Consider the following 13,127-nt stretch of genomic DNA (forward strand, 5'->3'; position numbering starts at 1 on the left):
TTTATCGCAGAATTGTCATGAATATATTCATTATTGTTTTGTCATTTAAATAAAAAAATTTTGATAAAAATATGTTATGTTTTTCTATTGAAAAAAGTCATACGGTAGGGAGAGTATTTTATATGAGAATAGAGTTCTTTTTACATTGTGAAAGAACGTATGCAGGAAGGTAATTGATAAATTTCTGATCTGAGGGAAATATTTTTATCCATTGCGTTTTGTATATTTCAATTTTAGGAGAATGAACAATGATTATACATTGGAAAATTACATATTGGGATAGAAGGGGCCCTCATTGCCTTGCGGACAGATCCAAGTGATATTTTGGTTTGGATCTTTGATGTCACACGTTTTACAATGTATACAATTTGAAGCGTTGATCACATAAGTCAGATGATCATTATACTCTAGCCACTCGTAGACAGCGGCGGGGCAATAGTTTGTGGAAGGTCCTCCGTAGATTGCATATTCAGAGTCCTTTTGCTTTTTTAATGAGGCTATTTTTAAATGGCAAGGTTGATTTTCTTCATGATGCGTATTGGAAAGGGCAACACTTGAAAGGCGATCAAAGGTTATAACGCCATCTGGTTTTGGGTAAGCAATGGGTTGAAATTTTTCTGCTGGTTCAAGGCATGCATAATCTTCCTTTCCATGGGAGAGTGTTTTAAATAAGGAAAATCCGAACAATTGTTGCCACCACATATCAAAACCAGCAAGTTTAATTCCATATTTTGTCCCATATTTTGCCCAGAGCGGTTTGGCATTTCGCACTTTATAAAGATCTTTGCCAATGAGCCCTTTTCGCCATTGTTCTTCGATTTCTTTAACCTCATCATGGGCACGCCCTTGTGCAAGAGCGGTAGCGATTTTATCGGCAGCTAATATGCCAGATAAGATGGCATTGTGTGATCCTTTGATACGAGGAACATTGACAAATCCAGCAGAGCAGCCAATAAGTGCCCCACCAGGAAAGGTGAGTTTTGGTACAGATTGCCAACCTCCTTCGCTGATAACACGTGCACCATAGGAAAGACGCTTTGCACCTTTAAAGATTTTATAGAGTTTTGGATGTGTTTTAAAACGTTGAAATTCTTCAAAGGGAGAAAGATAAGGATTTTTGTAATCTAAGTGCACAACAAAACCGACGGAAATGATATTGTTTTCTTGGTGATAAATAAAGCCACCGCCACCGGTATTATTGTCTAAGGGCCAACCCGTGAAATGTTGTACTAAACCGCGTTGGTGTTTGTTGGGATCAATTTCCCAGAGCTCTTTGAGACCAAGACCAAATTTTTGTGGTTCACGATTTTTGCTAAGGCTGAAATGTTGTATCAGTTGTTTTGCAATTGAGCCGCGTGCTCCTTCCGCAATCAGAGTATATTTTGCCAATAAAGCCATACCAGGCATATAATTTTTTCCAGGGGTTCCATCTTTGTTAAGCCCCATATCTCCGGTGAGAACACCAATAATAGCTCCGTTATCTTTTTGGATGATGGGTTCTGTTGCTGCGAAACCAGGATAGATTTCAACACCCAACGCTTCAGCTTTTTTGCTTAGCCAGCGGCAGACGCTCCCAAGCGAAACGATATAACATCCGTTATTTGATAAGATTTTAGGATGCAAAATATTGGGAAATACTGTGGACTTTTGAGGCTTTAGAAAAAAAAATTGGTCCTGTGTGACAGGGGTTGTGAAGGGATGGTCGTTATCATTTCGCCATTCTGGTAAGAGTGTATCGATACCAATGGGGTCAACAACTGCGCCAGAGAGAATATGTGCACCAACTTCGGTCCCTTTTTCAACAATTGTGACAGAAAGCTCAGGATTAATTTGTTTAAAACGAATTGCGGCAGAAAGCCCTGCAGGTCCTGCTCCGACAATGACTATGTCAAACTCCATACTTTCACGTTGGTCATGCAGAGGTGCTTTCATGGCTTATAAAGCTTTCTCCAATTCTGGAATAATTTGGTGGAGATCACCTACAAGGGTGTAATCGGCAATTTGCATGATGGGAGCTTCTTCATCTTTATTAATGGCAACAATAATTTGTGCATCCATTATACCGGCTAAATGCTGGATTGCACCGGAAATGCCAACGGCGATATAGAGTTCAGGGGCAACGACTTTTCCTGTTTGTCCAATTTGCCAATCATTGGGAGCATAGCCTGCATCCACTGCTGCGCGGCTGGCACCTAAAGCAGCATTTAATTTGTTTGCAAGAGGAAGAAGCAGGGCCATAAATTTCTCTTGAGAACCAAGACCACGCCCGCCTGATATAATAACACGTGCTGAGGTGAGCTCAGGACGATCACTTTTGTTTGTCTCTGCTTTTACGAAAGAAGAAAGATTTGGATTGGGAGCTGGTGTTATTGTTTTAATGGGAGCAGAATTATTTTGGGAAGGCGTTGGGGTGAAAGAAGCGGTGCGAACTGTTATAATCTTTTTATAATCATTGGTGCGTACAGTTTCAAATGCATTACCTGCATAAATTGGTCGTTTGAAGGTGTTGGGTGAAAGAATGGCGGTAATATCTGAAATTTGCATAAGATCAAGAAGAGCTGCTACGCGCGGCATCACATTTTTCCCAGTACTGCTGGATGCTGCCATGATCACATCATAATCCTTTGCTAACATGAGAATTGTATCTGACATAGGCTCGGCAAGTTGATGGGCTAAATAGTCTGCTTTTGCAATAAGAACTTGCCGCACACCATTAAGTTTAGCACTATTTTCCGCTATCGTTTGAATTTTTTCTCCGCAAACCAGAATATCGATATCGTTACTGAGTACGCGTGCAGCGGTGAGTACTTTTGCTGTTTCTTCTGTATTATGATCGGCCAATAAAAGAATTGCCATAAGTTTTTGCCCTTTTATGTGAGTGTTGCTTTTACTCTAGTGGTGAGAATATTAAATGCAGTTCTTCTGTTTTAAGGCTCTGACAAGTTCTACTACATTTGCCACTTTTATACCGGATTGACGGGGTTTTGGCTCTTCAACGCTTAAAATTGTTAAGCGTGCTTTCGTATCGACGCCAAGATCAGTAAGAGATTTTTGTTCAATGATTTTCTTTTTTGCTTTCATGATATTGGGGAGAGAGGTGTAACGCGGTTCATTGAGCCGTAGATCGGCGGTCATAACCATGGGAAGGGGAAGACAAAGGGTTTGTGTTCCATTATCAACTTCACGAGTAACTGTAGCATGCCCATTTTCTATGTTAAGATGTGAGGCAAAAGTTGCTTGTCCCCACCCAAGAAGAGCAGCGAGCATTTGTCCTGTTTGGTTGCTATCGTCATCAATTGCTTGTTTTCCTAAAAAGACCATGTCGGGTTTTTCTTCATCAACAATGGTTTTGAGAATCTTAGCAATTGCTAAGGGTTCAAGTGTTTGATCCGTTGTGACAAGAAGTGCGCGATCAGCTCCCATTGCAAGTCCTGTTCGTAGAGTTTCTTGAGCTGCTTCTGGGCCAATTGAAACAAGAAGAACTTCTGAAATTTTACCGGATTCTTTTTGGCGAACGGCCTCCTCCACGGCTATCTCATCAAAAGGATTCATAGACATTTTTACGTGAGACAGATCAACGCCTGTATTATCCGGTTTGACGCGTATCTTGATGTTATAATCAACAACACGTTTGACAGCGACAATTATCTTCATAATGATCCTCTTTGTTTGTATGTTACAAGTTTATAGCAATACTCATAAGAAACCAAATTGTTTAGAATGAAGTCTCAATTTATAACTTGTGTTCTCTTTCGTATAAGCTTTTCTATGTTTACTTGTACTTTCTCGTCGTCATTTTCAATCTTCATATTTTTGCATTGCCATAATTGCCTTATTTGCTTGAATAAAAAGTAAAAAAATCAAACTGTATTGTGAGAATATTCTTTTTTAGTTTCTTATGCTTTGTTTATGATGGTGCAATAGGTCCTTTATGCAATGAAAAATTAAGTGAAAAAGATAAAAATGGGGGAATGATTTTGCTCTTCAAATCTTGAAGACAGAAAAATTAAAGATCTTTCTTTCAAATATTTTAGATAAAGATTGGGGAAAATATTTCTAACAAAAAAGTTTTTGGAAGTTCTTAAAGCTCTATTTACTAAAATAGAGCACACTTTCTCATCATTTGTTGCGATTCTTTTCAAAAAGGTTAATGAGGGGTAGGCGTTTGTGAATACGAAGGGTCATACGATCGACCAGGCGACCAAACAGGTTAGGAACGATAAAGTCTTTTCTTTTGTTGAACAGAAAGAGAGAATGGATACTTCTGTAGAAGTAACGATGTCGGATATTGCTCAAAAATTACGCACCGTTTATGCGCAAATGCAAATGAAGCATTCGCCTCGTTCTTTAATGCAGCAGAATTCGGTAGAAGAGCATTTTAAATCTTACTTAGATGATATTAGTCGGGCCATTTTGGCTGAACATTATATACGTCGTCAAAGAGAAAAAAAGCTTTTCCAGTCTTTAGAGCAGATTAAAACAATTGTTCAAAGTTTGCAGAGTGAAAAAAAAAGTTTAGAAGAAGCAGCGGTAACACGACGGGTGTCTCGTTCAAAATCACCTGATTCTGTTGTACAAAAACTTGCTCACATGGAATGTGAGGGAAATCAAGAACACTTATTACTTCAAAAGGTGCAAAATTTTTCGAAAGAAAACAGCATAATTTCACTCCAAACAAATGTTGAAAATACGTTGCAGCAAGAAAATAGAAGCCCTTTGCCCAGTGATGCTCTGAAATCTTCTTTTAAAAAGGTTGAGGGAGTAGTGAAGCATGCTATGATAGAAGAAAAAGGTATGATGGGTGCTCAGGCATCTAATCATTGCATTGAGAATGATTTTTCTTCTTTAAGGACGCAGTCTCGGGAACATGTCTCGTTTTTATCTTATTTGGTAAAAAAAGGTGTTCTTTGTTTTTTAACCGTTGCATTTGTGGTAGCGATAACGTTATGTTTTTATAGCTTTTTAAAAGGAGCTCGTTTTTTTTAATTTTTATGATGTTGATGTTAATAGATGTGAAATGTATTGCGCATTCGTGTTTGTGCGGAAGCTGTAGCAACTAAAATTATCCTTTAAACACGCAACAGAGATTATTGGAAAAGAGGATAATTGGAGAGGATTCTCTAATTGTTAAAAAAACCTCAAATTATCTTGAAGGTTCTGTAAGTGAGTATTTATTTACCAATTGCTGAAATGTCACTCAATATGCTGATCTTGATTGGTATGGGAGTCGTTGCTGGTTTTTTTTCAGGCCTTTTTGGAATCGGTGGTGGGTTTCTCATCACGCCGTTATTGATTTTTTATAATATTCCTCCTGCTATTGCTGTTGGAACAGGTGCTAACCAGATGATTGCTTCATCTGTAACAGGAGCAATTACACATTTTAGAAGACGTACGCTCGATATTAAACTTGGTATTCTTTTGGCGATTGGAGGAGGGATTGGTTCTTTAATCGGGATTCAGGTTTTCTCTGTTTTGAAAAAGTTAGGTCAATTAGACTTAATGATTTCGCTTCTTTATGTGATTCTTCTTGGAAGTGTAGGAAGCTTGATGATCGTTGAAAGTTGGTATGATATGATGCGCAAGCGTAAGGCAGGAAAAGCCAATATTCGTCTTGCTGGTCGACATAATTGGATTCATCGCTTACCCTTAAAAATGCGTTTTCGGACATCTATGATATATGTTAGCATTATTCCAGTTTTAGGGATTGGTCTCATTGTGGGGTTGTTGTCTTCTATTATGGGAATTGGTGGGGGGTTCTTTATGATACCAGCATTGATTTATCTTCTGCGTGTTCCAACCAGTGTGGTGATTGGGACTTCACTTTTTCAGATTACATTTGTGTCTTCTTTCACGACAGTTTTGCAAAGTATGACTAATCAGTCCGTTGATATTGTCTTGGCTTTTTTGTTAATGCTTGGAGGAAGTATTGGTGCGCAATATGGAACACGGGTTGGACGGAAGTTAAAGGCTGAACAATTGCGTATGGCACTTGCATTTTTAGTGTTGATTGTGTGTATGCGTCTTGCTTTTCAATTATTTATACGCCCTGATAATCTTTTCTCTCTGGATATTCTTATGAGATAAAAATGGGTAGATTATTTTCTTTATACATCATTACAGGTTGCTTTTGTTTTATTTCTTTTTCTACATGGTCACATGTTGGGACGCCAGCTACATTCATTGATCAAGTTGACCACGAAACTGTCCAAATTATTGTAACAACGAATACGATCACTGTGGATGCAAATTTTGCTGGTCGTGATCTTTATATTGCTGGTGTTTTGGAAAATATTGATCCGTTATATTCTCGACAGAACCGTTATGATATTGTTGTAAGCTTGGAGGGACAAGATCGGACAATGGTGATGCGAGAAAAAAAACGCAATGCCGGTGTATGGGTCAATACAGATTCTCTTATTTTTAAAAAGGTTCCTCTTTTTTACTCTATGGTCACAACACGTGAAATTGACGGTATTACGAGCATTGAAGATTATAAACGCTTAGGGTTAGGATTACTCTATTTGCCATTGCAGACGGATGAACAAGATCAGAAAAAAATACAAATCTTTCGCGATGAACTTATAAAATTGCAAAAAGCTAAAAGCCTTTATTATGAGGAAGTGGGTGGGGTTCGTTTTGGTTCTGACACACTTTTCACAGCGCATTTTCGTTTGCCAGCAAATATCCCAGTTGGACATTATAAAGTTCGTGCTTATCTTTTTCGTGATGGACAGTTTATTGATAGTGCAACAACGACTCTTGAAATTGTTAAAGCACATATCACCTATACAATTTTTTATGCAGCGCACAAGTATCGTTTTTTATATGGTATTGTTGCAGTGATTATTGCTATTACTACAGGATTTTTGTGTCGTTTGATTTTTCGAAAAGATTAACGCAAGGAAAATGTTAAGGCTTTTATTTTTTATGAAAAATTCGTAAGATAAGAAAAATAGGCACAACAACAATAGCTCCTGTCATAGTTATATGGAAGAAATTTGTAAGCGTTATAAATCCTGCTTCCCATAGTGATTGAAAAAAATCTACTATTTTTTGTATGAGGTTTCGAGGTGTCCATCCCAAAAAATTCATTACGATGCCAATGAAGAATGAAAGAATAAGCAATTTTAGACTAACGCGGCTTAATTTTTCTCCAAGAAACGCATGAAAAGAATTTAATAAATTTTTTTTTCGCTTCATTCTAAGATACTTTCGAAGATCGTGTTTTTTATTGTATTATCATAGTACAACGATGTTATTATCATAAAGGAAAAACATTTTTTTATTTTTTCTTACTTTTTGAGTTTATCACCTTAGTCTGGTTAACGGTGCTGGTTTTTGAAATATACACATGTTTTATTGCATTTTTTGCGATATTTTCATGGCGCTTCTTTTATTAAATGAAGGGATATCCTTTCGTCTCGAGAATTTGTAGAGAAATTTTATAACGTTTCAGCATTTCTTATCAGAGTGAGAGTTCTAGTATATTGAAGATTTTGTAACGAACTTATTATTGTCGTGTATAGAAATAATATTTCAAGACAGTTTACTTAAAAAAAGACTATCTATTCTAATAAGGGTGTGCTTATATAGGTATTATATTTAGATATTTCAACCTTAGTGCATTGAAAAGATCTTTTTTTTCTGAAAAAATGTAAGCAATGAATTGAGTGTTGTTAAAGGAGCAAAGATATTAAAAATACGATGTGGAAAAAAGTTTTGTTATGTGTGGGTGCGTAAAGGAATATCAGGGGAGCCTATGCTCCTTTTATTTAGAAATAAAATATAATTTAAAAGCTGTTATTTAGCAGAGGATTATGGAAAAATTCAAAATTCCTCTTGTAGGGGAGGAGGTCATGTCGGTTGATGGGTAAATTTTCCTGTTTTGTTAAAATGTCAAATTGTTAGTAGAGCTCTTTGTTATTAAGGCGTTTAAGCTAACAAGGAAGAGCCTTTTGATGGCATAAAAAGGCGAGAGGAAAGAAGAGACAAGCTTACCCGACAAAAGAGAGAAAATAGTGGTTTTATAGTCTTCAATCGTAGGCGTTATGACATCATGAATAGGCTCTGTTATGGGGGAGCATTCATTGTATGTCAGAGTGTTTGTTGTTGCATGTTTTGGTTTGTCTTGGCTTATAGCCATGGGTAGAAGTCCGTGGTTGGTAAGTGGTGTTGTTTGAAGGTTTTAATAATACTTTGTTTGAGGCGCTTATGGATCATCTAACCTTATTATTAAGCATGTGCTTGTTGTGTGGGAAATTTATATAGTAAACTTTAAAAGGAAAAGTCTATGAACTTGAAGAAAAAAATATTACAAAATAGCAGCTCTCTTGTTTCTGCTCTTATGGCTTTGGCGATGGTTGCACAACAAGTTTCAGCAAAAACACCGGCTAATACCCTTGTGATGGCTTGGAATCTTGATGCAATCAGTACATTTGATCCCGCACAACTTAATGATGTTTATGGAAGTGAAATTGTTCGCAATGTTTGTGATAACTTGGTCAGTACTGCGACAGATGATCCTGCTAAAATGGTTCCCGCTTTAGCAACACATTGGGATGTTTCAGGTGATGATCACAGTACGGTGATTACTTTTCATTTACGTGATGGTTTGAAGTTTAATGATGGTCGATCAGCCAATGCCAATGATCTTCTTTGGAGTATGAAGCGGATTGTCAAATTGAAGATGGGTAATGCGGCAATTTTTAATGAATATGGAATTACAGAGCAAAATGTTGATGATGCTTTGCAAGCCCCAGATAAAAAAACAGTGGTGATGAAATTTGATAAGCCTTATCCAGCAGAGCTCATTCTTAATAATATTGTTGCAAGTCCGGCAACCGCTTTGCTTGATCGTCAGACAATTATGAAGCATGAAAAAGATGGCGATTTTGGAAATCAGTATTTGAAAAGTCATGCTGCTTGTGTTGGTCCTTATCAGTTAAAAAGTTGGCGCCCTGGAGAAGCTCTTTTGTTGCGTGCAAGCTCTCACTATTGGGGACAAGCGCCTAAACTGAAGCAGATTTTAATTCGCCATGTTGCAGAGCCCGGAACACAACGTTTGTTGTTGCAAAAGCACGATATTGATGTTGCTCGTGATTTGACCCCTGAAGATCTTGCAGATCTGCAAAAAACAACAGATGTTAAAATCGAAGAAGTGTTAGAACCATCTATGATGTACTGGGGATTTAACATGACAAATCCTATTTTTGCTAAGGAAAAAGTACGTTTGGCGATGCGTTATCTCATAGATTATGAAGGTCTTGGCAAGAAGCTTCTCAAAGGTGTTGGTGTTCCACGGGCCAGTTTTATTCCTCTTGGCAACTTTGGGGCTTTAGATGAAAAAGAGGGGCAACCCTTTAAACTTGATATTGCAAAAGCTAAGCAGCTTTTAGCAGAAGCTGGTTATCCGAATGGATTTGAGGCAAATTTTCTCGTATCAAATGCTCCTTATAGGCTGTTGGTTGCTCAGTCACTCCAAGATAGTGCCGCACAGGCAGGGGTGCGTCTTAAAATTGAGCGTTTGGCAGGTACACAGTTGTTTTCCAAACTTTATGCACGGGCTTTTGATACGATTTTTGTCGGATGGAATAACGATTCTGCGGATCCTCATACAATGGCTTCACGTCTTGTTTATAACCCTGATAATCGTTTTGAGGCTAGAAATACAGCCTATCCTAGTTGGCAGCATGGGTATTTTGATGCCAATATGAATCAAAAAGTTGAAGAGGCGTTATTTCAAAAAGATCCGCAAAAACGAGCGCAACTTTATGCTGATTTACAACGTGAACTGATGCAAAAAGGACCTTATGCGTTTATCTTTCAAAAATATAGCGTTATCGCGATGACACCTGATATCAAAAAGTGGGTTTGGAATAGTGCGCCACATATTTTTTATAGTAAAATTGAAAAATAAGAGTGTCTTCAATGCTGTTCAATAGATAAAGGGCATCGTCATGATATATTCGGCGTATTGTATAAATTTTAAGCTTTGCAGTGCGTCGAAGATCATAGGTAATGCGTGATATATTGTTGAATGTCTTTTCAAGACATTCGTTTAAAGATATTTTTCATTCTCATTAGAGGTGTATTTAAGTGGATGTTAAGATAGATATTTCAATTTTTCTGAATTAGAAAGTGGTCAATTTATTTGTTAAAAAACTGAGTATAACATAAAGAAACGAAGTGTAACAAATGTGCGGAATTTAGTAGTGCTAAAGGTGCAAAGGTTTTGCGATGTTGAAGGAAAGTTTTGTTATGGGGGTACACAAAGGATATCAGTTTTTTATGGTGTTTATATTTTCTTTTGCTTTGAAAGATGATGAGATGTCAATTGGAGGGAGTTATTTTACGGGGAGTGATGAAAAAATTAAATTTTCTTTTGAAGAAGGAATAAAAGTCGTTGCATTTGGCAAACTAACGAATTTTTCTGTTTTATCAAATCGTCAAATTGTTATGAAGGCTCTTTGTTATTAAGGTACTTGAGCCAAAAGGGGTAGTGCTTTGATGGTATAGAAAACGCCGGAAGAAATACGAGACAAGCTTGCTTAACAAGATAGAAAAAATACAGGTTTTATAGTCTTCAATAGTAGGCGTTATGATATCGTGATTAAGCTCTGTTGTTGGTGAGCGTTCATTGTATATCAGAGTGTTTTCCTTTGTATGTTTTAGTTTGGCTTATAAGTGTAGACAAGAGGAGTCATTGGCAAGAGGTGCTTGTTCTTGAAGATTTTAAAGTTTGGTCTTTAGGAGCCTATCGTTCGTCTAAACTTAAATTAAGCACGTTTTGCTGCATGGAGAATTTATACAATAAACGTTAAAAGGAAAATTCTATGAACGTGAAAAGAAAAATATTGAAAAAGGGCAGTTCTTTTGTTTCTGCTGTTCTTGCAATGGGGATGTTTGTGCAACAAGTTTCAGCAAAAACACCCGCCGATACGCTTGTGATGGCTTGGAATCTCGATCCAATAAATACATTTGACCCTGCACAACTCAATGACCGTTATGGAATTGAAGTGGTTAACAATATTTGTGATAATTTAGTCGTTTCTGCTACAGATGATGCTGCTAAAATGGTTCCTTCTTTAGCGAAGAGTTGGGATGTTTCAAGTGATGATCAGAGTACGGTGATTACTTTTCACTTGCGTGATGGTTTAAAGTTTTATGATGGTCGTCCTGCGAATGCCAATGATCTTGTTTGGGGTATGAAGCGGGTTGTCAAATTGAAATTGTCTAATGCGGCAACATTTAATGAATATGGGATTACAGAACAAAATGTTGATGAGGCTTTTCAAGCACCGGACGACAAAACGGTGGTGATGAAATTTGATAAACCTTATCCAGCAGAGCTCATTCTTAGCAATATTTCCACTAATCGCGCTGCTGCCTTGCTGGATCGTGAGACACTCATGAAAAACGAACAAGATGGCGATATGGGAAACCGATATTTGGCCAGTCATTCTGCTTGTGTTGGTCCTTATCAGCTAGAAAGTTGGCGCCCTGGGGAAGGAATTTTGTTGCGTGCAAGCTCCAATTATTGGGGGGAGGCGCCTAAATTGAAGAAGATTTTAATTCGCCATGTTGCGGAACCTGGAACGCAACGTTTATTATTGGAAAAACACGATATCGATGTTGCACGTAATCTGATGCCAGAGGATTTGGCAGATCTCCAAGCAACAACGGATATTAAAGTTGAAAAAGTGTTGGCGCCCTCCATGATCATATGGGGATTTAATGCGACAAACCCTATTTTTGCCAATGAAAAAGTGCGTTTGGCGATGCGTTATCTTATTGACTATGAAGGACTCGGTAAGACTCTTCTCAAAGATGTTGGTATTCCACGTGCAAGTTTTATTCCTCTTGGTAATCTTGGAGCTTTGGATGAAAAAGAGGGACAACCCTTTAAACTTGATCTCCAAAAAGCAAAGCAACTTTTAACGGAAGCCGGTTATCCGGATGGTTTTGAGGCCAGTATTTTTGCCGGTGCCTCTCCTTATCCTTTTGCTTTGCCTATTGCTCAGTCTCTCCAAGACAATGCAAAAAAAGTTGGAGTACGTTTTAAAATTGAACGTTTTGTAGGTACGCAGTTGTTTTCAAAATTTTATGCGCGTGGTTTTGATACGATTTTTTTCGGATGGAATAATGGCTCTGGGGACCCCCATACAATGGCTTCACGTCTTATTTATAATCCAGATAATCGGCTTGAGGCGAAAAATACAGGCTATGCGAGTTGGTGCCATGGGTATTTGGATGAAACTATGAATCAAAAGGTTCAAGATGCGTTGTTTCAAAAAGATCCCAAAAAACGGGCGCAAATGTATGCTGATTTACAACGTGATTTTATGCAGAAAGGGCCTTATGCTTTTATCTATCAGACATATGTTTCTGTAGCGATGACACCTGATGTCAAAAAATGGGTTTGGAATAGTGCACCACGTATTTTTTATAGTGCAATTGAAAAATAAAAAGGTATCAGGTTTATAAAATATAAAAAACATGGTCATGATATATTTGATGTATTGCAAAGCTCTTTAATACTTTGCAATACGTTGAATTCTATCGGGAATGGATTACTATGTTGTGTAGAGAATTTTATTTCAAAACATTCTATTGGGAAGAGAGGTTATTTATCTCGATAAATTCTACGTGTATAGATATTAATATTTGATATTTCAATTTATATGTATAAAAAGTAATAAATTTGTTTGTTGCAAAAGACAGGTGTAACGAATAAAGCAAAATTTAGTGTTTCTGAAAAAATGGGGACTTTAAAATGTTTTGGTGAAAAAAACTGTTGTATGCGGGTACGTGGGAAACATCAAGCTACTCTTCTCATACCTCAGGTTACATTCCTTATGACTTAAAATATGATAATCTATAGGTTCGAAGCTGTTATTTGATACGGAGTTATAATAAAGTTCGAATTTTCTTCTGAAGAAGGGTGAAAATGGTTACGAAAAAATTTATTCAGGATCATCAAAATATCAAATTGTTTTGAGGCTTTTGAAGTAATTAGAGTAGCGCTTTGATGATACTTTTTAGAAAATCGCAAGAAGAAACTTGAAAAAGAAATCTTTTTAATGAAGCAAGGAAGGATTTTGGTCTGATATGCTCTGAATTATAAGTGC

10 protein-coding genes are annotated in these 13,127 nt (G+C 37.2%); 6 read left to right on the forward strand and 4 right to left on the reverse strand.

Annotated features, from left to right (window positions below; genetic code table 11):
- Window positions 1-267 precede the first annotated feature (267 nt).
- Genes ACFIMG_RS03305 through ACFIMG_RS03315 form a run of 3 tightly spaced genes read right to left on the reverse strand, consistent with a single transcriptional unit; the run spans window position 268 to window position 3,654 of the window.
- On the reverse strand, window positions 268-1,932 hold the full coding sequence (locus ACFIMG_RS03305) for a 4Fe-4S dicluster domain-containing protein (RefSeq protein ID WP_375678714.1): 1,665 nt from the start codon (window positions 1,930-1,932) through the stop codon (window positions 268-270).
- A gap of 3 nt (window positions 1,933-1,935) precedes the next feature.
- A complete protein-coding gene (locus tag ACFIMG_RS03310; RefSeq protein ID WP_375678713.1) occupies window positions 1,936-2,856 on the reverse strand; it encodes an electron transfer flavoprotein subunit alpha/FixB family protein in 921 nt (306 codons plus the stop codon).
- Window positions 2,857-2,907: 51 nt separating this feature from the next.
- Complete coding sequence (locus ACFIMG_RS03315; RefSeq protein ID WP_375677738.1) at window positions 2,908-3,654, reverse strand: electron transfer flavoprotein subunit beta/FixA family protein; 747 nt, start codon at window positions 3,652-3,654, stop codon at window positions 2,908-2,910.
- Between the two features lie 513 nt (window positions 3,655-4,167).
- On the opposite strand from ACFIMG_RS03315, the gene ACFIMG_RS03320 reads away from it, so the two are divergent.
- The 3 genes from ACFIMG_RS03320 to ACFIMG_RS03330 all read left to right on the forward strand — a co-directional run bounded on the left by ACFIMG_RS03320 (window position 4,168) and on the right by ACFIMG_RS03330 (window position 6,896).
- Window positions 4,168-4,986: a hypothetical protein gene (locus ACFIMG_RS03320; protein ID WP_375678712.1), complete on the forward strand. Its 819-nt coding sequence runs from the start codon at window positions 4,168-4,170 to the stop codon at window positions 4,984-4,986.
- Between the two features lie 177 nt (window positions 4,987-5,163).
- Entirely contained in the window at window positions 5,164-6,084 is a 921-nt protein-coding gene (locus ACFIMG_RS03325) for a sulfite exporter TauE/SafE family protein (protein WP_375613503.1), read from the forward strand.
- A gap of 2 nt (window positions 6,085-6,086) precedes the next feature.
- Window positions 6,087-6,896: a TIGR02186 family protein gene (locus tag ACFIMG_RS03330; RefSeq protein WP_375678711.1), complete on the forward strand. Its 810-nt coding sequence runs from the start codon at window positions 6,087-6,089 to the stop codon at window positions 6,894-6,896.
- A 22-nt stretch (window positions 6,897-6,918) separates the two neighbouring features.
- Here the strand turns inward: ACFIMG_RS03330 and ACFIMG_RS03335 are convergent, their stop codons facing one another.
- On the reverse strand, window positions 6,919-7,200 hold the full coding sequence (locus ACFIMG_RS03335; RefSeq protein ID WP_375678710.1) for a DUF6460 domain-containing protein: 282 nt from the start codon (window positions 7,198-7,200) through the stop codon (window positions 6,919-6,921).
- A gap of 1,090 nt (window positions 7,201-8,290) precedes the next feature.
- Here ACFIMG_RS03335 and ACFIMG_RS03340 point away from each other — a divergent pair.
- The 3 genes from ACFIMG_RS03340 (at window position 8,291) to ACFIMG_RS03350 (ending at window position 12,464) form a co-directional block, all read left to right on the forward strand.
- Complete coding sequence (locus ACFIMG_RS03340) at window positions 8,291-9,916, forward strand: ABC transporter substrate-binding protein (RefSeq protein WP_375678709.1); 1,626 nt, start codon at window positions 8,291-8,293, stop codon at window positions 9,914-9,916.
- A gap of 341 nt (window positions 9,917-10,257) precedes the next feature.
- Entirely contained in the window at window positions 10,258-10,476 is a 219-nt protein-coding gene (locus ACFIMG_RS03345; protein WP_375678708.1) for an exodeoxyribonuclease VII large subunit, read from the forward strand.
- Between the two features lie 356 nt (window positions 10,477-10,832).
- Window positions 10,833-12,464: an ABC transporter substrate-binding protein gene (locus ACFIMG_RS03350; RefSeq protein WP_375678707.1), complete on the forward strand. Its 1,632-nt coding sequence runs from the start codon at window positions 10,833-10,835 to the stop codon at window positions 12,462-12,464.
- Window positions 12,465-13,127 lie beyond the last annotated feature (663 nt).

It is taken from the genome of Bartonella sp. AP11XZML, assembly GCF_042196445.1.
Classification (GTDB): Bacteria; Pseudomonadota; Alphaproteobacteria; order Rhizobiales; family Rhizobiaceae; genus Bartonella.

Coding starts and splice junctions, on each gene's coding strand:
- ACFIMG_RS03305 (WP_375678714.1), bottom strand. CDS start 1,932: ATGAAAGCACCTCTGCATGACCAACGTGAAAGTATGGAGTTTGACATA.
- ACFIMG_RS03310 (WP_375678713.1), bottom strand. CDS start 2,856: ATGGCAATTCTTTTATTGGCCGATCATAATACAGAAGAAACAGCAAAA.
- ACFIMG_RS03315 (WP_375677738.1), bottom strand. CDS start 3,654: ATGAAGATAATTGTCGCTGTCAAACGTGTTGTTGATTATAACATCAAG.
- ACFIMG_RS03330 (WP_375678711.1), top strand. CDS start 6,087: ATGGGTAGATTATTTTCTTTATACATCATTACAGGTTGCTTTTGTTTT.
- ACFIMG_RS03335 (WP_375678710.1), bottom strand. CDS start 7,200: ATGAAGCGAAAAAAAAATTTATTAAATTCTTTTCATGCGTTTCTTGGA.
- ACFIMG_RS03340 (WP_375678709.1), top strand. CDS start 8,291: ATGAACTTGAAGAAAAAAATATTACAAAATAGCAGCTCTCTTGTTTCT.
- ACFIMG_RS03345 (WP_375678708.1), top strand. CDS start 10,258: ATGGGGGTACACAAAGGATATCAGTTTTTTATGGTGTTTATATTTTCT.
- ACFIMG_RS03350 (WP_375678707.1), top strand. CDS start 10,833: ATGAACGTGAAAAGAAAAATATTGAAAAAGGGCAGTTCTTTTGTTTCT.